At 66.8% G+C, this 21,541-nt stretch carries 22 protein-coding genes and 1 pseudogene; 9 read left to right on the forward strand and 14 right to left on the reverse strand.

What is annotated here, in order from left to right:
* Window positions 1–15 precede the first annotated feature (15 nt).
* Both ACOCMM_RS15020 and ACOCMM_RS15025 read right to left on the reverse strand, forming a co-directional pair.
* Entirely contained in the window at window positions 16–342 is a 327-nt protein-coding gene (locus ACOCMM_RS15020; protein WP_419553939.1) for a type II toxin-antitoxin system PemK/MazF family toxin, read from the reverse strand.
* Window positions 339–560 carry an antitoxin MazE family protein gene (locus ACOCMM_RS15025; RefSeq protein ID WP_419553940.1) on the reverse strand — a complete coding sequence of 74 codons (222 nt, stop codon included), beginning with the start codon at window positions 558–560 and terminating at the stop codon, window positions 339–341. Before ACOCMM_RS15025 ends, ACOCMM_RS15020 begins: the two co-directional genes overlap by 4 nt.
* A gap of 176 nt (window positions 561–736) precedes the next feature.
* Here ACOCMM_RS15025 and ACOCMM_RS15030 point away from each other — a divergent pair, with 176 nt between their 5' ends.
* From ACOCMM_RS15030 to ACOCMM_RS15045, 4 genes are all read left to right on the forward strand, one after another.
* On the forward strand, window positions 737–1,654 hold the full coding sequence (locus ACOCMM_RS15030) for a DapH/DapD/GlmU-related protein (protein ID WP_419553941.1): 918 nt from the start codon (window positions 737–739) through the stop codon (window positions 1,652–1,654).
* 141 nt (window positions 1,655–1,795) lie between these two features.
* Window positions 1,796–2,995 carry a Fic family protein gene (locus tag ACOCMM_RS15035; RefSeq protein ID WP_419553942.1) on the forward strand — a complete coding sequence of 400 codons (1,200 nt, stop codon included), beginning with the start codon at window positions 1,796–1,798 and terminating at the stop codon, window positions 2,993–2,995.
* A gap of 99 nt (window positions 2,996–3,094) precedes the next feature.
* Window positions 3,095–4,273, forward strand: coding sequence for an amidohydrolase family protein (locus ACOCMM_RS15040; protein WP_419553943.1), 1,179 nt, complete (start codon window positions 3,095–3,097; stop codon window positions 4,271–4,273).
* A gap of 85 nt (window positions 4,274–4,358) precedes the next feature.
* On the forward strand, window positions 4,359–4,694 hold the full coding sequence (locus ACOCMM_RS15045; RefSeq protein WP_419553944.1) for a DUF7508 domain-containing protein: 336 nt from the start codon (window positions 4,359–4,361) through the stop codon (window positions 4,692–4,694).
* Window positions 4,695–5,001: 307 nt separating this feature from the next.
* Here the strand turns inward: ACOCMM_RS15045 and ACOCMM_RS15050 are convergent.
* The 6 genes and pseudogenes from ACOCMM_RS15050 to ACOCMM_RS15075 all read right to left on the reverse strand — a co-directional run bounded on the left by ACOCMM_RS15050 (window position 5,002) and on the right by ACOCMM_RS15075 (window position 11,777).
* A pseudogene (locus ACOCMM_RS15050) lies at window positions 5,002–6,209 on the reverse strand (CaiB/BaiF CoA transferase family protein).
* Window positions 6,206–7,396 carry an acyl-CoA dehydrogenase family protein gene (locus tag ACOCMM_RS15055; RefSeq protein ID WP_419553945.1) on the reverse strand — a complete coding sequence of 397 codons (1,191 nt, stop codon included), beginning with the start codon at window positions 7,394–7,396 and terminating at the stop codon, window positions 6,206–6,208. Before ACOCMM_RS15055 ends, ACOCMM_RS15050 begins: the two are co-directional and overlap by 4 nt.
* Window positions 7,397–7,579: 183 nt before the next feature.
* A complete protein-coding gene (locus ACOCMM_RS15060) occupies window positions 7,580–8,629 on the reverse strand; it encodes a hypothetical protein (RefSeq protein WP_419553946.1) in 1,050 nt (349 codons plus the stop codon).
* 19 nt (window positions 8,630–8,648) lie between these two features.
* A complete protein-coding gene (locus ACOCMM_RS15065; protein WP_419553947.1) occupies window positions 8,649–9,773 on the reverse strand; it encodes a RidA family protein in 1,125 nt (374 codons plus the stop codon).
* Window positions 9,774–9,935: 162 nt separating this feature from the next.
* Window positions 9,936–10,724, reverse strand: coding sequence for an enoyl-CoA hydratase/isomerase family protein (locus ACOCMM_RS15070; RefSeq protein ID WP_419553948.1), 789 nt, complete (start codon window positions 10,722–10,724; stop codon window positions 9,936–9,938).
* 66 nt (window positions 10,725–10,790) lie between these two features.
* Window positions 10,791–11,777 carry an LLM class F420-dependent oxidoreductase gene (locus ACOCMM_RS15075; RefSeq protein WP_419553949.1) on the reverse strand — a complete coding sequence of 329 codons (987 nt, stop codon included), beginning with the start codon at window positions 11,775–11,777 and terminating at the stop codon, window positions 10,791–10,793.
* 119 nt (window positions 11,778–11,896) lie between these two features.
* Here ACOCMM_RS15075 and ACOCMM_RS15080 point away from each other — a divergent pair, with 119 nt between their 5' ends.
* The 4 genes from ACOCMM_RS15080 (at window position 11,897) to ACOCMM_RS15095 (ending at window position 14,947) form a co-directional block, all read left to right on the forward strand.
* Window positions 11,897–12,067, forward strand: a complete 171-nt coding sequence (locus tag ACOCMM_RS15080) for a hypothetical protein (RefSeq protein WP_419553950.1) — start codon at window positions 11,897–11,899, stop codon at window positions 12,065–12,067.
* 73 nt (window positions 12,068–12,140) lie between these two features.
* Window positions 12,141–13,334: a steroid 3-ketoacyl-CoA thiolase gene (locus tag ACOCMM_RS15085; protein WP_419553951.1), complete on the forward strand. Its 1,194-nt coding sequence runs from the start codon at window positions 12,141–12,143 to the stop codon at window positions 13,332–13,334.
* 329 nt (window positions 13,335–13,663) lie between these two features.
* Window positions 13,664–14,092: a thermonuclease family protein gene (locus tag ACOCMM_RS15090; RefSeq protein ID WP_419553952.1), complete on the forward strand. Its 429-nt coding sequence runs from the start codon at window positions 13,664–13,666 to the stop codon at window positions 14,090–14,092.
* A 9-nt stretch (window positions 14,093–14,101) separates the two neighbouring features.
* Window positions 14,102–14,947, forward strand: a complete 846-nt coding sequence (locus ACOCMM_RS15095) for a ChbG/HpnK family deacetylase (protein WP_419553953.1) — start codon at window positions 14,102–14,104, stop codon at window positions 14,945–14,947.
* Window positions 14,948–14,978: 31 nt separating this feature from the next.
* Here ACOCMM_RS15095 and ACOCMM_RS15100 read toward each other — a convergent pair whose 3' ends face one another.
* The 5 genes from ACOCMM_RS15100 to ACOCMM_RS15120 all read right to left on the reverse strand — a co-directional run bounded on the left by ACOCMM_RS15100 (window position 14,979) and on the right by ACOCMM_RS15120 (window position 19,835).
* Window positions 14,979–15,332 carry an SCP2 sterol-binding domain-containing protein gene (locus tag ACOCMM_RS15100; protein ID WP_419553954.1) on the reverse strand — a complete coding sequence of 118 codons (354 nt, stop codon included), beginning with the start codon at window positions 15,330–15,332 and terminating at the stop codon, window positions 14,979–14,981.
* The gene (locus ACOCMM_RS15105; RefSeq protein WP_419553955.1) at window positions 15,329–16,186 is read right to left on the reverse strand and encodes a PIG-L family deacetylase; all 858 of its coding nucleotides are present in this window, start codon (window positions 16,184–16,186) and stop codon (window positions 15,329–15,331) included. The genes ACOCMM_RS15100 and ACOCMM_RS15105 overlap by 4 nt, the downstream gene beginning before the upstream one ends.
* Window positions 16,187–16,242: 56 nt before the next feature.
* Window positions 16,243–17,466 (reverse strand): potassium channel family protein, encoded by a 1,224-nt coding sequence (locus ACOCMM_RS15110; RefSeq protein ID WP_419553956.1) that lies wholly within the window; start codon window positions 17,464–17,466, stop codon window positions 16,243–16,245.
* A gap of 257 nt (window positions 17,467–17,723) precedes the next feature.
* Window positions 17,724–19,226, reverse strand: coding sequence for a magnesium transporter (locus ACOCMM_RS15115; protein ID WP_419553957.1), 1,503 nt, complete (start codon window positions 19,224–19,226; stop codon window positions 17,724–17,726).
* A 96-nt stretch (window positions 19,227–19,322) separates the two neighbouring features.
* Window positions 19,323–19,835, reverse strand: coding sequence for a TlpA family protein disulfide reductase (locus ACOCMM_RS15120; protein ID WP_419553958.1), 513 nt, complete (start codon window positions 19,833–19,835; stop codon window positions 19,323–19,325).
* A 250-nt stretch (window positions 19,836–20,085) separates the two neighbouring features.
* On the opposite strand from ACOCMM_RS15120, the gene ACOCMM_RS15125 reads away from it, so the two are divergent.
* The gene (locus ACOCMM_RS15125; RefSeq protein WP_419553959.1) at window positions 20,086–21,123 is read left to right on the forward strand and encodes a hypothetical protein; all 1,038 of its coding nucleotides are present in this window, start codon (window positions 20,086–20,088) and stop codon (window positions 21,121–21,123) included.
* A 34-nt stretch (window positions 21,124–21,157) separates the two neighbouring features.
* Here the strand turns inward: ACOCMM_RS15125 and ACOCMM_RS15130 are convergent, their stop codons facing one another.
* A complete protein-coding gene (locus ACOCMM_RS15130) occupies window positions 21,158–21,496 on the reverse strand; it encodes a hypothetical protein (protein WP_419553960.1) in 339 nt (112 codons plus the stop codon).
* Window positions 21,497–21,541 lie beyond the last annotated feature (45 nt).

Genomic DNA, 21,541 nt, shown 5'->3' on the forward strand with positions numbered 1-21,541 from the left:
CGAGGGCGGTGCGGCTCAGGCCAGTCCTAGGAAGACAACGAGAGCGCGTTCAAGCCTGATCATGTCTGAGCCAGCGAGCCTGCCGATGCGATCACGGAGGCGAGATCTGGGAAACGTGACGATCTTGTCGACCATCAAGTGCGATGCGCGTTCAAGACCATTGCGATCATCGGGTTCAACGCTCAGACGAATGAATGGCGCGACGGTCGGGTCGGTCGTGAAGGAGCACACCGTCACCGAGTCGGTGGCCTCGAATCTGTCGTCTTGAATGATCACTACTGGTCTGGGCTTGCCGACATATCCGCCACCGCCTGCAGCGGTCCAGATGTCACCACGTCTCATGCATCTTCGGCGGACAGTGAGTCGATGAATGCTTGATCCTCAGCAGCATGCTTGCTTGCGGCTACTGCAGCGGATTGCCGCCGAGCTTCCTCGGCGAAGTCGGAGTGCCTCGTGTCGGGGACCCACATCTGGATCGGCCGCAGACCTTGCTCGCGCATTCGCTTGCGATACCTGCCGACCCGGGCTGCCACGCCTGAAGTGTCCTGCTGCTTCGCCACGTCTCCATCCTAGACACATGTCGTTACATGTAACGCTGGATTACTGCCGCGGTCCTTGCCTCACGGCGTATCGGCGACTAACCAGTTGTGCTCTGCGAGCGCGAGTGTCGCTGTATCGGCGGTGTCGACGCGGAATCCGGCGACGGGTTGGCGACTTGCGATGGCAGGATGCGCCCATGAGCATCTCGGGCAGCATCAGCGCCGTTGGTCACAGCTATCTGGACGCGGCATCGGGCACACGGCTCGACGCCTGGTTCCCTGCGGGGGCTGCTGCCGACTCGCCACCGGCCCGGTCATGCCTGGCGGTTGAACTCGGCGTCAATGTCGGCGAGACCGTGACCGTCACGATCGAGGACCTCAACGCTCCGCCGGCGGATCTCGCTGACGGTTACCTGCGCCTCCACTTGCTGAGCCGCCGTGAGATCAGGCCCCACGACGCCAACCTCGACGGCGTGTTCGGCTTGCTCACCAACTGCGCGTGGACCAGCGCTGGGCCCGTGCTGCCGGATCGGGTGGACGCCCTTCGCACGGCCGCTGCAGGTGTCGGCCAGCCTGTCACCGTCACGGCGGTCGACAAGATCCCGCGCATGGTCGACTACGTGATCCCGCCGGGCGTCCGCATAGCCGACGCCGATCGGGTGCGGCTCGGCGCCCACCTCGCCGACGGCACCACGGTCATGCATGAGGGGTTCGTCAACTTCAACGCCGGCACGCTCGGTCCTGCGATGGTCGAGGGGCGCATCTCCGCAGGAGTGGTCGTGGGGGCGCACTCTGACCTCGGCGGCAGCGCTTCCACCATGGGAACGCTGTCAGGCGGCGGCAAAGAGATCGTGTCCATCGGCGAGCACTGCCTGCTGGGCGCCAACTCGGGCATAGGCATTGCGCTCGGCGACTACTGCACCGTCGAGGCCGGCCTGTACGTCACCGCGGGCAGCCGCGTCACGCTGCCCGACGGTTCGGTGGTGAAGGGCCGGGACATCTCGGGCCGCTCGGGCATGCTGCTCATCCGCAACAGCACCACCGGTGCCATTGAGATGCGGGTCGCCGACCCCGGCCGCTGGAAAGGCATCAACCCCGAACTCCACAAGAACTGACCGGCTGCGGCCATTGGGATGTCAGTCGGTCATCACTGTTGACAACATGTGAGTCAACTACATGGACAATTCTAGTAGTAGTTAGTGAAATTTTCCTAGCTACACTGCATTGATGAGCCCGTTCTCTACGTCATCGTTTCAGTGACTAGCAGTAGCAACGACCGCGAATATACGGACACCCATCCATGGATCAACTTCGACGCGGGAGTCGTCAGCCGCCTCGGTGCTCGCTCGTGGATGCAAGTCGGGGAGGCCTTCGCGCTGTGTGTCGAATTGTCGGGGACTCCGCTTAAGCCAGCTGTGGCGGAAGCGCTTCACCAACACGCACGCATTCGCGGTGCCCAGGCAACCGTGGCCATCGAGGGCAACACACTCACCGTTGAACAGGTCGAGAGCATCCACGCCGGGACCTTCTCGGCACCCCAGTCGCGCGCATACCAAGAGCGAGAAGTGCGAAATGCCCTCGAAGCGTTCGCACGACTCGACGACATGGTTATGGAAGACACCGAACTTCGTCTCAGCGCTGGATTGATCTGCGAGATGAACCGATGGGTGCTCGAAGGTGTCGACCCCGACGCCACTTCCGAACCAGGCACCACTCGCACCCATTCGGTTGTCGTCGGTGCTTACGTCGGTCCTCCTGCGCGGGACTGCTGGCACTTGCTCGAGCGGTTGGCCGAGTGGCTCGACGGAGCAGATCTTCGACCCCGGCGCGGGGACGTAGCTGAACGGCGGGATGCCTTCGCACTCACTGTCGTGAGCGCCCTGCTCGCACACCTGTACATCGCGTGGATCCACCCGTTTGCCGACGGCAATGGGCGCACAGCCAGGCTGCTTGAGTACCTCATCCTCGCTCGCTCGGGAATGATCCCCTTGGCTGCGGCAAATCTGATGGCCAACCATTTCAACCTCACCCGCGACAGGTACTACCAGCGCCTTGCCGCTGCGAGTCGGGAGCGAGATGTGCTCGGCTTTCTGGCGTACGGCATCGAAGGGCTCGTCGACGGACTGTCCGAACATTCAGCGGCTGTACGAGAGCAGCATCTCCATCTTGCGTGGGAGAGCTACGTCGCAGAAGTGATGTCGACGTTCCCGACAAGCCCTGCGTCGGAGCGCCAGCGCGCATTGGTCATCGCATTGAAACCAGGAGAGTCGGTTCCACGCGCAGATGTAGCCGGGCTGACACCCCAACTGGCTCAGATGTACGCCCCCACCGGACCGCGCACCCTGGCCCGAGATTTGAACCGCCTCAAGGACGCAGGCCTGATCGAGGTCGACCGCAGCGGTGTGCGCCCTCGGATCGATCTCATGTCAGCCTTCCTGCCGCCGACGTCGAATTGAGTGACGAGGGTCGGAGCGGCGCCGTATGGCCGGCTCGGAAGGATCGAGGGGGCCTCGGGTAATGTCGAGTGCGCCGCAGGGGAATCAGGGAGAACTGCCATGGCCTACGTCGAGGACAGGATCATCCACGACGCTGACGCCCACACCATGGAGCCCCCGGAGTGGCTGGAGCCGTTCGCCTCGGCCGAGGTTGTTCGCTACGCCCTCGACCACTTCTCCATCGGCGACAACGAGAAGGCTCTCGCCGACATCGAGAAAGCCCGGGCTCGCCAGTCTGACCCTGAGTTCCGCGCCGGGGCCGCCGCCGAGGTGATGCTGCGCAAGAACTACCTGGCGCCCGGTGCCTGGGATCCGGCCGATCGCTCCCAAGCGCTCGACGATCTGGGGTTCTCCAGCCAACTCATCTTCCCCTCCATGCCGAACACGCTCATCGAAGAGATGGAGCACAAAGCCGAGCCCGATCTCACCTACGCCACGGCAACGGCGGCGAACCGTGCCCAGATCGCGTTCTGTTCGAGCGATCCGCGCCTGCTCCCGGTGTGCTCGGTGCCGCTGCAATCGATCTCCCACGCAGGTCCGCACGCCCGCCAGACCATCGACGACGGCGCAGCGGCGCTGCTCATCCCGAATCGGATGCCCAAGCACCACGCCCACAGTCACATCGGCTTCGACCCGGTGTGGGCGGTCGCGCAGGAGGCCGGCATCCCGGTCGTCATGCATGTCGGCATCCCCGATCTGGTGATGCCGCCTCAGCATCGCATCAACGGCCTGCCATCCGTGCCTGACTTCCATGGCGGCGGCGAGAACTTCCGCTCTGTTTCGTACATGGCGATCTGCGCCGCCCCGCTCCAAGCGCTGTCGATGTTGATCTTCGACGGGGTGCTGGAGCGATTTCCCGCGTTGAAGATCGGCGTGATCGAGCTAGGGGCGGTGTGGCTGCCCGGTTTCCTGCGTCAGCTCGAGGCCGCGTTCGACGCCTTCGAACGACACGAGCAGCGCTTGGGCAAGCTCAGCCTGCGCCCGTCGGAGTACGTCCGGCGCCAAGTGCGGGTCACGCCGTACCCCACCGAGTCCACCGGCTGGATCATCGAGAACTCAGATCCCGAGATCTGCATGTTCAGCTCCGATTTCCCCCACGTGGAGGGCGGCCGCAACCCGCTCCGCCGCTTCGACCGCGAAGTGGAACACCTGCCCGCCGATGTCCAAGAACGCTTCTTCCGGCTGAACTTCGAAGACCTCATGGGTACGGCTGCGTACGTACCGGCCGCTGCGGCCTAGCGGTCGGGCATCGGGACGGCATCTGGCAAGCCCCGCAGCGGTCGGGCATCTGGCAGACATCTGGCGGGCCACGCAGGGAGCAACTATGGGAATCCGACTCGACAAGCCGTGGCAACGGCTCGATGACGAGGCGATCGAAGCGCTGCCTTCGCAACTCGGCGTGTACCACGTGGCCGGTGCAGACGGCACGGTGCTGTCGGTCGGCTACGCCGGTGCCCGTGAGCCGTTCGGCATGCAGTCCGCGCTCCGTCGGGAAATCGAGGCACCTGGCTCCGCCGCAACGCAGTTCCGGTGCGAGTTCACTTCGAACTACCGCAGTCGCTGGGACGAACTGCTGATGCTGCACCTCGCCGACTACGGCGAGCTGCCGGCGCCTCAACGCGATCAGGCGCAGCGCGTCGGTCGCCTCAGCCCTGCCTGATCTGCGCCGCTGGGCTAGTCAAATATGGGGCCGCACGGATAGGTGACGTCTCGGAAAGTTGCTATCACGCATTCTGTGTGCAAATTTGCCGTCTGTGGCGGCATTTCTGCGCAAAGTCCAGGCCGTCTGTGCTGCCGGGCGTCGCCGCCCATCCGCTCAAGCTCTAGGGGACTGCTGATTTATTTGGTTTCGGCCATTGCAGCAAGCCTCTGACCTGCGGTTTTGTCACTGTGATGTCACCGATTCAGGACTTGCTCAGCAGGCTCCTAGGCGGTGGTCAGGCAGGCGCTGGTCAGGCAGGCGCTGGTCAGATCACGCCGTCGGCGGCCAGCTCAGCCACTTCGCCGGCGCTCAGTCCGCACAGCTCGCCGTAGACCGCCTCGTTGTCGGTGCCGACCGATCGGCCCTTCTCGAGGGACCGCATCTCGGAATCGTGCCAACGCACCGGGCTGTGCGGCAGCGGGATCTCACCGAGCCCGTCGTGCTCGGTCCACTGCAGGAAGCCGCGCTCGTTCAGGTGGTCGTCATGCACGATCTCGGGCAGGTCCCGGACCTCGGCGATGGGCACCCCAGCGCTGGACAATGCCGCAGCTACTTCGGCCCGGGTCCGCTTCGACGTCCAACTCGACACCAGCTCATCCACTTCGCCCATACGAGCTGCTCGGTCCCCGTTGCGGCGGTAGCGCTCATCGCCAACCAGATCCGCTCGTCTGATCACTTCGAGCAGCGAGTGCCAGTGGCGGTCGGCTGCGGCGATGAGGGCGATGTGCCCGTCGCTGCACGAGTACACGTTCGAGGGTGCCACGCTCATCGCGGCATTGCGATTGCCGGTTCGCTCAGTCGTGCCGCGCAAGTGCCAGGACTGCAGCGAGGTCGTGAGCGTGAAGTAGGCGGCTTCGGCCATCGAGGTCGACACCATGGGGCCTCTCCGGTGCGTTGCGCCTCGAACAGCGCCGTCACCACCGCCCCGTACAGATGCGATCCGCCCAGGAAGTCCACGAACGCAGCGCCGGCCTTGGTCGGAGGCTGGTCGGGAAAGCCGGTGATGCTCATCGAGCCCATGTGTGCCTGCACCGCCAGGTCCATGGCTGTTCGCTGCGAATCCGGTCCGTCGAGGCCATAGCCGCTGGCCTGCGCGAACACGAGCCGCGGGTTGGTCTCCCACAGGGTGGATGCGTCGATGCCCAGCCGTTCCGGCACGCCCGGAGCGAAGTTGCACAGGACCGCGTCGGCGGCCGTTGCGAGCTGCAGGAACAACTCGCGGCCACGAGGCGACTTGAGATTGAGCGACACGGCCTCCTTGGCGGAATTGAGCATGGCGTAGGGCAGCGAATGGAGGCGCGACCGCAGCGCCTCCCCGCGCACGGGCTCCACCTTGATGACCCGAGCGCCGGACATCGCCAGCAGGAAACCGGCGTAGGGGCCTTCGTAAATCTGCCCGAGGTCCAGCACCGTGATGCCGTCAAGGGGCAGCGGGCGGGATGCCGTCTCTGGCTCGCTGCCGACTTCGCTCACTTGAAACTGCCACCAAGGATGTCGCGGGCCATGATCAACCGCTGCACCTCGCTGGGGCCTTCGCCGATCCGGCGGATGCGCAGCTCCCGGTACCAGCGCTCGAGCGGCAAGTCCTTGGTGACGCCGATGCCGCCGTGAATCTGAATGCAGCGATCCACCACACGTCCAGCAGCCTCGGAGGCGACGAGCTTTGCCATGGCCGCTTCAGTGCGGAAACGCTCGCCCCGGTCGGCCTTCTGGGACGCTTCGAGCACGCACCACCGCCCGTGGCGGATATCGATCTCGTTGTCGACGATCATCCACTGGATTGCCTGCTTTTCGGCCAGAACCGATCCGAACGTCTCTCGGCTGCGAGCCCATTCGATCGCCATCTCCTGCGCCTTGATGGCCGGACCCAGACAGCCCGCCGCATACGGGATTCGCTGACGGCTCAACCGGTCGTTGGCAATGCCGAAACCGCCGTTCAGCTCGCCGAGCACCTGGTCTTCGGGCACCCGCATGTCGACGAACTCCAGTTCGGTGGCGTAACGGGTTGCCCGCAGCGTGTGCACCACCCGGCGAACGTTGAATCCCGGGGTGTCGGTGTCGACGATGAACGCTGTCACGCCGTTGCGCCCCGGGTCGTCGGACGTCCGGGCGAACAGCAGCGCGTAGTCGGCCTTGTCGGCCCCGGAGATGAACAGCTTGGAGCCGTTCAGCACCCATTCGTCGCCGTCCTTGAAGCCCCGGGTTCGGATGGCTCGACCCGGATCGGAGCCACCCGACGGCTCGGTGAGGGCGAAGCAGCCGGTTTTCTCGCCTCGCAGGGTCGGGTAGAGCCATCGTTCCTTCTGCTCGTCGGTGGCCTCGTAGAGCTGCGCCAGACCTGCGCCGCCGAACACCCCGTAGCACGGGTTGTAGAGCCCGGCCCGATGCTTGGACATCTCTATGGCCATGAGAGCCCGCGTGGTGGTGTCGAGGCCAGGGCCGCCGTACTCGGCAGGAATGTCGAGCCCGTAGAAGCCCATGTCGCGGGTCATCTGCGTCAGCCGGGCAGCATCGTCGGGCGCCAGCTCGCCGGCGTCGGGATCCAGGTCGGCTTCGAGAGGAATGATCTCGCTCTCCACAAAGCGCTGAACGGTCTCGACGATCATCGCCTGCTCGTCGTTCATGGAGAAGTCCACGCCGTGCTCCCGCGTCTCGATCATTCCGTGTCGCCGGTCGATGCTATGTCGCTTGCCGCTTCCCGGCCTTAGAGACCGCGCGGATAGGTGACGTCTAGGAAAGTTGCTCGCGCCTTCTTTGTGCAAATTTGCCGTCTGTGGCGGCATTTCTGCGCAAAGTCCAGGCCGTCGGGGCCGCCGGGCATCGCCGCCTATCCGCTAGGGCTCTTAGCCAGGCGACCAGGCGAGTTGGGCGAATGCGGGTGCGACGACGAGTCGGTCTCCGACCGTCACCGACAGATCAACGCTGAAGCCGGCGTCGTCGACGGTCGCAATGGTGCCGGCGCACGACACCGTGTCGCCGGCCAGGACGGGGGCTCGGTTTCGGTAGGCCAGGCGGGTGAGGCGGGCGCCCGGTCCGGCGAAGCGCAGCACGCACTCGGCCAGCAGTGCCCCGAGCATCTGGCCGTCCACCAGCGGGGCCGGTGCGCCCAATCGGCGGGCATGCTCGGCGTCGTAGTGCAGCCGGTGCCAGTCCCAGGTTGCTGCGCCGTAGGCGACCATGTCGGGCAGCGCGATGCGGCGGTTCAGCGGCGGGATTTCGGTGCCGACGTGTGGCCACTCCCCCGGTGCCAGCCGTCGGGCGTGGGAGGCGCTTGCCTCGGGTTCGCCCGCTGATGTCAGCTGCTCGGTGTGGGGAGCGCTGGCCTCGGGATCGCCCGCTGATGTCAGCTGCTCGGTGTGGGGAGCGCTGGCCTCGGGTTCGCTCCCAGATGCCGTGGCCTCGGCATCGGAGGCTGCCCCCTCGGGCTGAGCGGATCCGAGCGGACGGAAGATCATCGTCTCGGCGTTCGTCGCCAGGAGATCGTCACTAGCCGTGTAGGCGGCCTCGGCGGTCACGAACAACAGCGGATCGCCTGCCCGATCGCGCCGCTCAGTCGCATCAACAAGGGTCCACGAGGTGCTGATCACATCGTCGAAGCGGGCAGGCCGGAGGAACTGGTAGTCGTTGCCGCCCCGGAACATCGCGCACGGCCGCGGCAGCGGCAGCTCCCAGGTGTGGCCGAGATACGAATTCCCGTCTGGTGCCGAGCGGCCCGTCAGCTGTGCCGTTTCGCAGATGAGCGTCGGCGGCGCCTCGTCGCGCCACCGCTCGGGATCGGCTCCGATGGCCAGCACGAAGTACCGGATCGAGGCCCGGCTGAGCTGCTCCGGTGCGACATAGGTCACGGAGGTGCCGAGCGTCGCTCGCACCTCTTCGGTCAGCAGCTGTGTCATGCCCCGGTCATTCCCCGGCTCAGGGCATCAACGCGATGGCTTCTACCTCGATCAGCCACCTGCGACTCAGCAGCCCCGAGACCACAGCACCGGTCGAAGCGGGGAACGGCCGCCCGAGCACGTTCTGGCGTACCTCTCCGACAGCCCGGTAGTTGTCAACGCCGCCGGGTGTCACGTACTCGACGGTCTTGACGAGGTTGTCGATCGAGGTGCCCGCCAGCTCGCAGATGCTCGCGATCTCGCTGTACACGAACTCGGCCTGGCCGCCGATGTCGCCCTCGGCCACGGTCTCGCCCGTCGACATGTCGAAGGCGGTCGTACCGGAAATGAACAGCAGCCCGCCGGCCTCTACGGCGGGGCTGAAAGTCAGCGACGAGTACACGTCGGACTGGTACGGCACGACCGTCTTGGGATGCTCAGATGCCCACACGTCAAGCGCGACAAGCGCATCGGGATGGGGCAGTTCGGGCATCAGCAATCCGGTCGAGGACGGGAATTGCGGACTGAGCAGCCGACGCCGTGCCTCGGCCGTCTCGTTGTACTGGCGGCGCGTGGCCGGTGTGGTCTGCTGCACGACCCGCACCACATGGGACAGATCCATGCCGTGATGCTCGAGCCGTCGTCCGGCCTCTTCGAGCGCCCATTCGCACTGGCCGACGAAGTCGCCGGGCAGCACCACGTTGCCGTCGTCGTCCACCGGCATGACCTGCGGAATGTGGACAAGGCCGTCAACCTGACCGGCCACCACCTCTACTTCGACCAGTGCCTCGGGCCGCACCAACGCCTCCACGATGAATGTCGAGGGTTGCACCCCGCCGACCGCCGAACCCAAGCTGTGGGGTCGCTCCCCCGCGATCGCATCACGCTCAGGGGCGCCGGCCACCGTGATGTACTCGGTGACCTCGGTGCACGCGCTGATATCTCGACCGGCCGCGTCGAGCACGGCTTCTACCTTGGCCCAGCACACACTGGCCTGTTCGGCCCCATCGCCGCGCACTGTGACCCGGCCCGTCTCGGCGTCGTACGCACCCGCGGTCTGGCCCGCCAGCCACGCGGCGCCTGCGGCCTCGATGCCCTGTGAGAACGAATAGCGACTGGTGTCCAGCCAAGGGAAGGGCTCCGGGGCGATCTCCCTCCGGGACATGGTGTGCGCTCCTCGTGCACGTGCGACCGCGCGGCCGCTGCCGCTCGCACCTTGTCTAGTGCGCGCAAGCGTTCTGCGCTAGGACAGTCGCCCCCGCACTCATGCGAGATAGTGCAAGGCTGCGCCGGGTTTGGCAGGCAGCCCTGCTCGCCGCCGCGTGAATCAGTTGCCGGTGAAGTTGGGCGCGCGCCGCTCCACGAACGCTGCGATGCCTTCGCGCCCGTCGTGGGTGCGCATTGCGGCGGTGATCGTGGTGCCCTCCACCTCGCCGGCCTGTTCCAGCGGCGTGTCGAAGCCTTCGTACACGATGCGCTTGGCGTGCCCGAGCGCCCATGCCGGGCCGTCTGCGAGCGACTGGGCCAGATCGGCGGTGGCCGAATCGACCTCGTCGTCGGGCACCACCCGGTTCACGATGCCCCACTGCTCGGCTTCGGCCGCGCTGAGCGTGCGATTCGTGAGCGTCAAGTCGAGCATGCGACGGACGCCAATGTGCCGGGCGAGGAAATAGGTGGACGTGCCGTCGGGAGTGACCCCCGCCCGTGTGTAGGCCATCGTGAAACGGGACGACTCGCCGGCCACCACCAAGTCGAAAGCACTCACGATGGACATGCCGGCGCCGCCTGCCGCGCCGCCCACGCCGGCAACGAATGGCTTGGGCACGCGGTTCATCTTGTAGATGGCGCCGTGGAAGTCGACAAGCATGTCGGAGGCAAGCTTGGGCAGGCCCTCGCCCGCTGCGTGGAATTCCTTGAGATCGCCACCGGCGCAGAACACCCGGCCTTCAGCGGTGACTGACACGGCCTTGGTGGCGTCGTCCCACTCGATCTCGAGCATCACGGACCGCAGCTCACGTGAGAACTGTGGATTGACCGCGTTGGCACCCTCGGGACGGTTGAAACGCACGTGTGCCACGCCGTCGCGCACCTCGTAGGTAATCGTTGACAGGTCCATGGTTGCTCCTCTGGTGTTTCCGCGGGTGCTCGGGAGACTACGCGGCTTCGCGGCGGGCCGACCGGCCTAGCGCCGGGCTGCTGGCGAGAGATCGCGGGCGGCCTGCACGGGGTCGATGCCGCCAAAGGGCATGATCGATATGGCCGAGACATCAACGCCGTTGGCGTGATAGCTGTCGATGTGCTCCCGGCACGCTTCTGGGGGGCCGTGCACCAGCAGTTCGTCGACGAGGTCGTCGTCGATGACGTCGAGTGCGCCCTTGCGGTCGCCTTCGGACCAGCGTTCCCACATGGCGGCGAGAAGCTCTCCGCGGCCGAGCCAGCGGTGGAACTCGGCATAGACGGGAACGTTCAAGTACGCGGCAATCGCCCGCTTGAAGCCTGCGCGCACGACGTCGGCATCAGGATTGGGGCACACGAAGATGCGTGCAACGATTTCCTTGCCGTCGCCGCCCTCGTCGACGTACGGCCGGACGGTTGCGACGTCGTCGGCCGAGAGCCAGTTGATGATGGCGCCGTCGCCCTCGGCACCTGCAAGCCGGAGCATGCCGGGCCGCAGGGCCGCCAGCAGGATCGGGGGCTGGATCTCGGGTGGGCGGCCGAGGCGGAAGCCCTGGATCTCGAAGGTGTCGTAGGACTCGCTGATCCTCTCGCCCGTGAGGGCTTGTCGTAGGAACCGTGCGGTGTCCCGCGTGCGCTTGAAGGGTTCGTCGAAAGGGATGCCGTTCCAGCGCTCCACAATGACGTTGGAGGAGGCGCCGATGCCCATGGTGAAGCGGCCGGGTGCGGCCTCGCACATGGCTGCTGTCTGCTGGGCCAGCAGTGCCGCGCCACGGGTGAAGGCGGGGATGATGGCGATGCCGAGACGCACGTCGGGCACCCATTGCGAGGCCAGCACCAGTGGTGTGAAGCCGTCGGTGCCGTCGGCTTCAGAGCTCCAGAACTCGGTGTAGCCGAGGTCGGCAAACTCGCGGTAGAGGTCGGCTTGAGCGTGCAGCGGCTCGCCGAAAGGAACCGTGATGCCGTAGTGCCAGTCATGTTGATCGTCCGTCACAGCGCGCAGGCTAGTGAGGTGGGCTGAGGCGAGTCTGCGAGACGGCTCGCCGGCGCTGCGGCGCGGTGTTCGACGGCTCGCCTGGCTTTCGTGTTACACCCCCTGTCCACACTGGGCACATGGCAGAACAGCTTGATCTCGGGCCTCAGCTCCGGTTGGTGTCAACCAGTCGGGTGCCGCACCGGCTCAACAGGGCAACGCGCCAAGTCGGCCTGCAGGGCGTAGCTCGGGCACGCGCCGCACTGGCCGCCACGCCGCGCCCGCCGGAAATCGATCTTGACGCCGCCTGATGCGGGTTCCGGCCGGCAACCGATGGGCATTTCGCTGGGCGGGGCTGGCGTAGGCGCAACTACAGTGCCGACCATGAGCACCGCACCTGCGACACAGCACCCCGACGACATCGTCATTGTCGACGCCGTTCGTTCTCCCGTCGGCCGACGTGGCGGCGACCTGAGCGGCATCCACCCGTCCGACTTGCTCAGCGACGTGCTCACCTCGTTGATGGAGCGTTCGCAGGTCGACCCTGCCAGCATCGGCCAGATCGTGGGCGGCTGCGTCAGCCAAGCCGGCGAGCAGACGGCCAACATTGCGCGCACCGCGTGGCTCGGCGCTGGCTACCCGCTCTCAGTGGCCGCGACCACCGTCGATGCGCAGTGCGGTTCGAGCCAGCAGGCCACCACGCTGGCCTACGGCCTGGTGCGCAGCGGCATGGTCGATTCGGCTATCGGTTGCGGGGTCGAGTCGATGACCCGCAACCCGATGGGCTCCAGCTACAAGAAGGGCCAGCGCACCGCGACCTCCCGCTACAAGGAGCACTACGAGTACACGACACAGTTCCAAGGCGCCGAGCTGATGGCCAAGAAGTGGGCCATCAGCCGCGAAGAGTGCGACGCCTTCGGTCTGCGCAGCCAGAACAATGCCGCCCGTGCCTGGGAGGAAGATCGTTTCGGGACCCAGCTCGTCGAGATCGATGCTCCCGTGCTCGACGACGAGGGCAAGCCCACCGACGAGATCCGCCACGTCGTTCGCGACGGCGGCATCCGGCCCACGACGGCCGAGGGGCTCGCCGGAATCAAGCCGGTGATGGACGGCGGCGTGCATACCGCAGGCAGCTCCTCCCAGATCAGCGACGGCTCCGGGGCGGTGCTGCTGATGCGTGCCGGTCGGGCCGCTGAGCTGGGTCTGCGTCCGCTGGCCCGGATCGTCGATACCTGCCTGGTCGGCAGCGACCCGGTGCTGATGCTGACCGGGCCGATCGAGGCCACGAACTACCTGCTCGAACGCAACGGCATGCAGATGTCCGACATCGACATCATCGAAATCAACGAGGCATTCGCATCGGTCGTCCTGGCCTGGCAGCGCGAACTGAATCCCGACATGGACGGCGTCAATCCCAACGGCGGCGCGATCGCGCTGGGTCATCCGCTCGGTGGAACTGGTGCGATCCTGCTGACCAAGGCGGTGCACGAGCTGCACCGGGCCGACCGCAGCACGGCACTCGTGACGATGTGCTGTGGCGGCGGGCTGGGCACCGGCACCATCATCGAGCGACTCTGAGCGACGCGCCAGCAAGCCTTCCGCCCGACGAGGCCGATCACCGGGCCGGCCAGCGGGTCGGCCGTGGGCGCCGCCTTGGAGGCCCCCGTCACAGGCTTCGCGACCGAACCTCAGTTCGTGTCGCGGCGCTAGCGGCCGCCGGCGCCGCTGCGTGGGCCGGCTGGCAGTACTTCGACCAAGCTGAGCCTGCGCCGGATGCTGCGTCCCCCACTGCGGCACAGTCGGCTGTCGGGGACGCTGCGCCGGATGCTGCGGCATCCACTGCGGCAGGGTCGGCTGCCTCCGACGCTGCGGCGGATGCGGGAGGTCCTGCGCTGGAGCCGAATGCGGTGGTGTTGGCAGTGATCGACGGCGACACCATGGACGTCGATCTTGGCGGGCGCCGCGCAACGGTGCGGTTCATCGGCATCGACACGCCCGAGAAGACCGGCGGCTACCTGCCGGCCGAGTGCGGCGGCGATGCCGCCACCCTGCGAACGGCCGAGCTGCTTCCTCCCGGCACCGAAGTGCACCTGCAGCGCGACCAGGAGCTCTACGACCGGTACGACCGGCTGCTGGCCTACGTCTACCGGGCCGCTGACGGGCTGTTCGTGAATCGTTACCTCGTGCTCGACGGATACGCCGGCACCATGCACTTCGAGCCCAACACACAGCACCGGGCTGTGCTCGACACCGCCGAGGCCGCGGCTCGGGCCGCCGGTCGAGGAATCTGGGTCGACTGCGGCGGTCCGAACCAGCAACTCGAGGGCGCCAGTTAGCGTGTCGGCGTGGCACCGCTGTCCCAGCGGCTCGGATACGGCCCCGACGACAGACTGCTGATCATCAGCGCGGCTGGACTCGGCGGCTGCCATGCGATGAACGAAGGCGTGTACGCGGCTCTGCGGGACGGCCTGGCAACCACGGGGACACTGCTGGTGCCATGCCCGTGGTCACGCGAGGCAGCGGCGAGGTTCCGGGGCGAGGACATCGGCGTCGCGCTCACGCTGAACGCTGAGTTCGAGTTGTACCGGTGGGGGCCGATCACCTACGCCCCGTCGCTGCTCGACGGCAACGGCGGGATGCCGAGCACGGTGGGCGATGTGTGGGACCACGCAGATCTGGACGAGGTCCGGCGGGAATGCCGAGCACAGATCGAACGGGCAATCCTGTGGGGCTTCGACGTCACGCACCTCGACAGCCACCTCGATGTGCTGAGCGTGCGCCCCGAATTCTTCGACGTGTACTTGGAGCTGGCGGTCGAGTTCGGGCTGCCTGTGCGGCTGATCTCTTCGGAGGCTCGGCGGCAACTGGGTTTTCCCGTGGAGGAACTCATCGCGTCTGAGGGGGTAGTGACCCCGGATCGGGTCGTGCGCATCGCGCCCGGGACAATGGGCCGGTACCGGCGCATCGAGGCGCTGCTGGACTCGCTCGAACCTGGTTTGACCGAACTGCAGGTCCAGCCGGCGGCGGACCTGCCGGAGCTGCGGTCGCTGACAGCCGACTGGGGATCGCGTGTGGAGGACCTGCTGCACCTGCGAGACAACGCCGAGCTGCGCACCCATATCGAGCGCAGCGGGATCCGGTTGATCGACTATCGGGAGCTGCGGCAGTTGCAGCGATCCGGCCCTGCCTGAATCAGCCCTATCTGAATCAGCCCTATCTGAATCAGCGGGGCGATCCGAGCGAGCCAGCGGCACACCAGGCCGGCAGCAGCTCTAGCCAGAGCGCCATGTCGCCGGAGACCTTGAGATCGCCCGCCATGTAGTGCTGCGCGGGGTCGGCGTCGCCGCAGACCACGTCGGCAGCGAGCTGCCAGGGGGCTTCGAGCGTCAGATCGGCTCCCCGGGTGGTGCCAGGAGCTGCAGACTTCAGGAAGCCGGATTCGAACGTCAAGCTGGCGCTGACTTTGCCGTCGGGACCGCCAGCGGTCTTCATCACCACAGTGCCCGACACGCCGCCGAGCGGCTCGTGGCCGGCTGCGGCCCAGCTCGTCAAGAACTCCTCGTCGAGGAAGCTCACCGGCGCAGCCCGGCGAACAGATCGTTCTCCATGGGCGGGGTCGAGATGCGCGACTCGAGCAGCATGTACTCCTCATAAGGATGGATGGAGTCGGCCACGTCGTCGGGCAGGCCGAACCAGAACGGCGAGTTGGGATCGACCTGGGTGGCATGGGCCAGCAGCGCCTTGCGCCGCACGGCGTTGTTGACCTCGACGACTGCGGTGATGCGGTCGTCGCGGCTGGGCCGCCCCAGCCACTTCTCGTCGAAGGGCGATTCAAGGTTCAAGTCCAAGAAGGCCTGATGGATGAGGCGCATGCGCTTGTGGGACCACACCGGCGCATACATCTTCATTGGCGTGAAGGGCGGGCCAAACTCGGGGCGCCAGGCGGGCTCGCCGGCGTGGGCGAACGCCGGAATACAGATGGCCGTGACCTGCAGATGGTCGGGGTGCGGGTAGCGGGACTGCACCAGCGGGTAGGTCAGGATGACCTGCGGGCGAACTCGCCGGATCACCGTCACCAGCCTGGCGACTGCCTCGTCGAGGTCGGCGTTGGCGAAGGCGTCAGGGTGGGCGTTGGGTTCCGTATCGGGCATGCCCGAGTCGCGGTAGCCGAGCATGACCACCTCGTCGTAACCGATCTCCATTGCGGAGGCATCGAGCTCGGCACGCCGGATCTCGGCCAGGTTCTCTGTGACTTCGGGCCGGTCCATGGCCGGGTTGAGGATTTCGCCCTCCTCGCCGCCTGTGCAGCAGACGAGCGTCGTGCGGATGCCCTCATCGGCGTACCGGCGGATGGTGCCTGCCCCTTTCGACGCTTCGTCGTCAGGGTGGGCGTGCACCGCGAGAATTGACAGTCCAGTGTCCTGCGACATCGGCGGTCAACTTATCGGGGTCAGCTCCGTTCCGACCCTCCGTCGGATGCCGCCCGTCAAGATCTCGGCGGAAGACCTACCGGGGTCAGCTCCACGTGGCCGGTTTCCTCATCGATGTCCATTGAGTAGCCGAAGATCGCAGCAAGACGGTCGCGGCCCTCCTCGGGACCCGACGCGATCAGCTCGTCGCCGACCCACAGCCGCACCGTGCGGGGCGGGTTGTAGATATAGCTGGCGGCGCGGCGGATGGCCAAAATGTGATAGCCGGGGTCCACCGGCAGCCCGAGCGACCCAAGCGTCGAGTCGTCGGCCTCTGACCCGGGCGCCACCGGCACCTGGACCACGACATCGTCGGTGTCGCCAAGCGCGAGCGCCAGCACCGGGTGTATGTCCTCGTCTTCGAGCACGAGGGACACGATGTTGCGGGCCTGATCGCCGATGTCCTCGGCAGCCTCGGCGACGTGCAGCAGGCCGCGCAGTCCCGCAGGGTCGGCCTCTGCCGCGTGGGCCATGTCCGCAGCTGCGCGCAGCACCCAGGTCTGCATGGAGACCTTCATGCCATCGAGTCGCTCTTGCATGGATCGCACCTCGCGGGCGAGCGACAGATCATCCAGCACGAGCGCGGAATATGCCAGTCCGATGGCCGCTTCGGACAGGTTCTTCATCTCGACGAGTGTGTCCACGGCCCGGTCGAGATCGCTGAGCACCGGCGCCGCGTCGGGTTCGGGCGGGTTCCAGCGCTCCATGGCCGCCAGCTCGCGCAACCGCACGATGCCCGCCGGATCGCCGCGCATGAACAGCACATCCCCCGGTTCGATGATGCTGTCGCCGCGAACATCGGTCAGCCAGCGGCGCCCGCGCTGGATGGCAACCACGCGCATGCCGACCGCCACGGGCAGCTCCATGTCGCGCAGCGGCCGGTTCGCCAGGTGGCTGCCTTCGGCCACCACGAGCCGGTGCGAGACTTCAGCGGCCTGCGCCAGATCCACGATGAGCCCCCGGGGAATGCCCAAGTGGTGCAGGACGATCTTGGAGATGTCGACGGCAGCGTTCGCTATCTGCTCGATAGACGACACCACCTGCAGCACCGAGCTCATGCCGTCCACTTCGCGCGGATGCCGGACGGCCAACATCGCCAGCGATCGCATCTCGTGCACGAGGTTGGACATGTTTTCTTCGAGTCCCAGCACGGCATCGGCCATGCCCTCGTCGTCGAAGTAGAGCGCGGCGTATGCCAGATCGACCATGAGCTCGGAGGCGTCCTTGGCCTCCGAGAGCATGGACTTCAGATTTCGAGGTTTCTCTTCAGGGTCTGATCGCATTTCAGATCGTCAGCAGGCAGCGCGACGAGCTCCGTTCAACTTGGGGACACGATTGCGCCGCTGCCCACAGCGTAGGCACAGCGGCAAGGGGGCGGGGAAGGCGATCACGACAGCCGGTCGCACCTCGCCTGTCACGACAGCCTGTCGCATCTCGCCTGTCACGACAGCCGGTCGCACCTCGCCTGTCACGACAGCCGGTCGCACCTCGCCTGTCACTACAGGCCGACCCAACTGACGGCTAGCACGAGCGCTGCGGCACCGGCCAGGTCGACCGTGCTGTTCACGAGCGGGATGCCGTAGGTGTCTGGGTCCACCCCGATGCGCGTGGCGAGGACCGTGCCGTAGTAGGCGATTGCACCCGCCAGCGCCGTGGCGATCATGCCCCCGATCAACGAGATGGCCACGAGCCGCAACAGGCCCGGCGACGACATCGAGAACACAAAGGCAAAGACGTTGGCGAGCACGCCGTTCAGCACGAATACCGGAACGGTGAGGGTGAAGGCGAACAGGATGTCGAGGCGGGCTCCTCGCTGCGGCAGCGCTCGGGGCTCGATGACGCCGAGATGCAGCTTGCTCGACAGCCGGCTCGACAGGATGCCGCCGATGGCGCCCGCAGCTGCGAGGCAAGCGGGCACCAGGATGAGCACCGCCCGCTTTTCCACGAAGTCCTCAAGGCGGTGCTCGATCACGACACCCGCCACGATGAGCACCAGCCCTCCGACGCTCAGAACGGGTATCGATTCGCGCAGGATCGCCCAGAGCTGTTCCAGTCCTGACCGCCATGCCCAGACCAACGTGGCGGCGGCCCCGATGACGCTGGCTACCGCAATGAGTGGCGTGAGGGCGCTGATTCCCACCAGGTAGCTGGCCAAGAACAGCGCAGGCAGCGTGACGACGTCGCCCACGGCGGAGATGAGGGGGGCGCTGACGTTGTCGAGATCCCATCCGCGCCGCGTAGAGCTCGCTGCGAGTCCGAGCGTGACAACAAGCACGACGACGGATGCCAGCTCGGCCCCAACGACCGACACCACGATGAGATCGGTGATGCCGATGATGTTCGACAGCCCGAAGACTGGGGCCAGCACCTTGGTCATCACGCCGAGCGTCACGGCCGTCACCAGCGTCAGCACGGCCGCGGCAATGACGTTCTGGCCGACGATGGTGTCGCTGCGAGCCGTGGCGCGGAAGGTGCCGGCGTGAATTGTCGTGGCGAGCCGGCTGCCGAGCGCGCCGAAAATGTCGCCGCGCATGCCGATGGCAGCAGGTACCAGCACGAGCAGACCCGGCAGGCGCTCGAGCGTGCCGGTGGCCGCCGCCAGCAACACGCCAGCTGCGGTGGCAGTCAGGCTGCTGACGGCCAGCGCGGTAAGGCTCTGGCGGGCGCCGGTGACATCGGGGCCGAGCAGACCGCGCAGGAATCCCAACGGGTGCAGCCTGACCACCGGGCGAAGCACCCTGGCTGGTCCGAGCACCCCAGCACGACCGATGAGCCGAGCGCTCTCACGACCCAGCCGGACGCCTCCGCGGCCGAACCGGGCACTGTCGCTGCGCAGCCGATGAGTCTGTGCGACCCGCGGCGCGGCGCCCGCTCTATCCCAGCGCTGGCGCAGCAGCCCACGGCCAGCAGGCCGCCTGCGGGCGGCCCCCGCAGCGGCGCGCCGCGTCTGGCGGCTCGTGCGCTTCGGCGCGCGGCGCGGCGCGGAGTCGCCTTCGGCCATACGCCAAAGGGTGGCAGCCGCAGGACCCGACGCGCGAGATGTGATCCGGGCAGTCGGGAACTTGCGGTCGGGGCGAGATGAGCGGTCGAGTGAGAATCAGGCGGAAGGTTCGAGCAGCGCCGCAAAGAAGGCGGCGATTTCGGTCGGCCCGACATTGCCGGCGAACCGCAACACCACAGCGTTCTCCGCATCGATGGCCACGAGGTATGGCACCGACGCCAGGCCGAATGCGTCGACGACCGACATCGCCGGCGTGTCGGCGACGACGGGGTGTTGCCAGCCTTCGTCGTGCAGCCATTTCTCTGGCGGGTGATTGCCGCGGGTGGGGTCTTCGAGGACCGATACGGCGAAGAAGTCCACGCCGACGGGCAACTCGTTTGTCTCCAGCCACTCCGTGAGATCGGCCACCTCGGCCTGGCAGTGCGGGCACCAGTGGGCGTAGAAGGCCACGACCATCGGACGCCCCTGGCTCTCGATACGCACTGCTTCGCCCGTGAGCAGGTCGGTGCCGACCACGACTGGCGGTGTGCGGCCCACGGCGGGGTCGTCTTCCAGTTGCTCGAACTTCGGCAGCACGGTGCCGGACACTTGCGTCGGGCCTGGTGTCACGTCTTCCACGGATGTAGTGGCCGCGGACGTGGCTGGTGCGCCCGTGGCTGGTGCGCCCGTGGCTCCAATACCCGTGTCAGCGGGTGGCGCTGTCTCTCCACCACCGCAGGCCGCTGCCAACGTCACCGCACACAGACCGATCAAGGCTCGCCGCACAGCCGACAAGGCTAGGCACCACATCGACGGCGCCCGACTTGGGCGCGAGACGGGAGCTCGGGGGTTGATGGACGGCCGATGGCAGACTTGGCCCGTGGAGACCCGCCAGCTCGAATCGACACCCGGCTTCGTCATCTATGACTTGCCCGGCGCCCAGCACTACGTCGGGGAGACCCGCCTCGGCAGCCGCCTCATCCCCGGCAACGCGACGATGCTGCTGCGGCACATCACCTACGTCTTCGCCACCCTCGAGCAACAGCGCAGCGGTGCCAGCGTCGGCTTGAAATCCGACCCGTCCGACGCCGCCAGCGCCGTCGAGGCTCTGGCCACCGAGCTGGTCGACGATTTCACCAGCGGCAAACTCTCGACCGGGCCGGGTCTGCGGCTTGATGCCGAGCTGCTGGCACCGGTGCTCGCGCACGACCAGCGCAATCTCATCGGCAACGACGACTGCGACGGCATCTCGTTCAACAGCGAGCTCATCGGAGTCGGTGCCACTTCGGCGGCGGCCAGCCTCGTAGGCGGCCTCGACGGCAAGCGCATCGCCATCGAGGGATTCGGTCCGGCCGGTCTCGGCATCGCACGCGAAGCCGCGGCCGCCGGTGCCATCATCGTCCGTGTCGCCACGGCGAAGGGGTGTGCGAACGGCCAGCTCGACCCGGTCGCGCTCGCCGAGGCCTGGCTGGCCGACGGCGAGATGTGCGTGGCCACGCTGTCGGGCAATGGCGAGCCGGCAAAGCCGTGGACAGTCTGGAAGGACGACGTCGACGTGCTGTTCTGCGGCTCGAAGCCTGCGGCCATGTCTGGCGACGGCGCATCGACGGCGGGCGCCACACCGGTGATCGCGTTCTCGGCCGCAGCGGTGTCGTCGAAGGCGCTGGCAGTGCTGCGCGCCGCTGGCACCCCGGTCGCTGCTGACTTCGTTGCCGCCGTCGGGCCGGCGCTGGGGTGGTGGGCTGACCCCGCGCTCACACATGACGACCTGCGTGCCGCTACGGCTGACACCGTCAATGCGGTCATGTCGGAGACCGCCAGCCATGACGACGGCCCGTTCATGGCCGCCTGCTACCGGGCTGAGGCGTTCCTGACGACCTGGCAGGACGAGCTGCCGTTCGGCCGACCGCTCGGCTGACCCGTTGCTGAGCGCCCGTTGCCGCGGGCGTGATCTATCGACGCGGTCTATGACCAGCCGAGCATTTCGTGGCACCGGGAGCAACCGAGTTCGTGCACGGCACCCCGTTCTTCGTCGGGGCTCCGCAGATGCCCGTGCCCACGGTCTGCTTCGCTGCCGTCGAAATCGCTTTGCGAGCGGGTGCCTCTAGGAGCGCCGAATCGGCTCTGGCTCGCTGCTCCAAGTCGCGCTGGTACTCGGCCTCGCGCTGTTCGAAGTACTCGGCTGCTTCCGCAAGCAGTTCTTCGGCATTGGGATGCTCTCGGACGAACTTCTCATGCCATTCGGCAGCAGGACGGAGGTCAAGCGGCCGGCGCCTGCGGAGTATCGCCATCACCTTCACGCTAACGCCAAGAGGCAACTTGAGCTGCAGCATCAG

Origin of the sequence: Candidatus Poriferisodalis sp. (genome assembly GCF_965198245.1) — a bacterium.
Lineage (GTDB): Bacteria > Actinomycetota > Acidimicrobiia > Acidimicrobiales > Poriferisodalaceae > Poriferisodalis.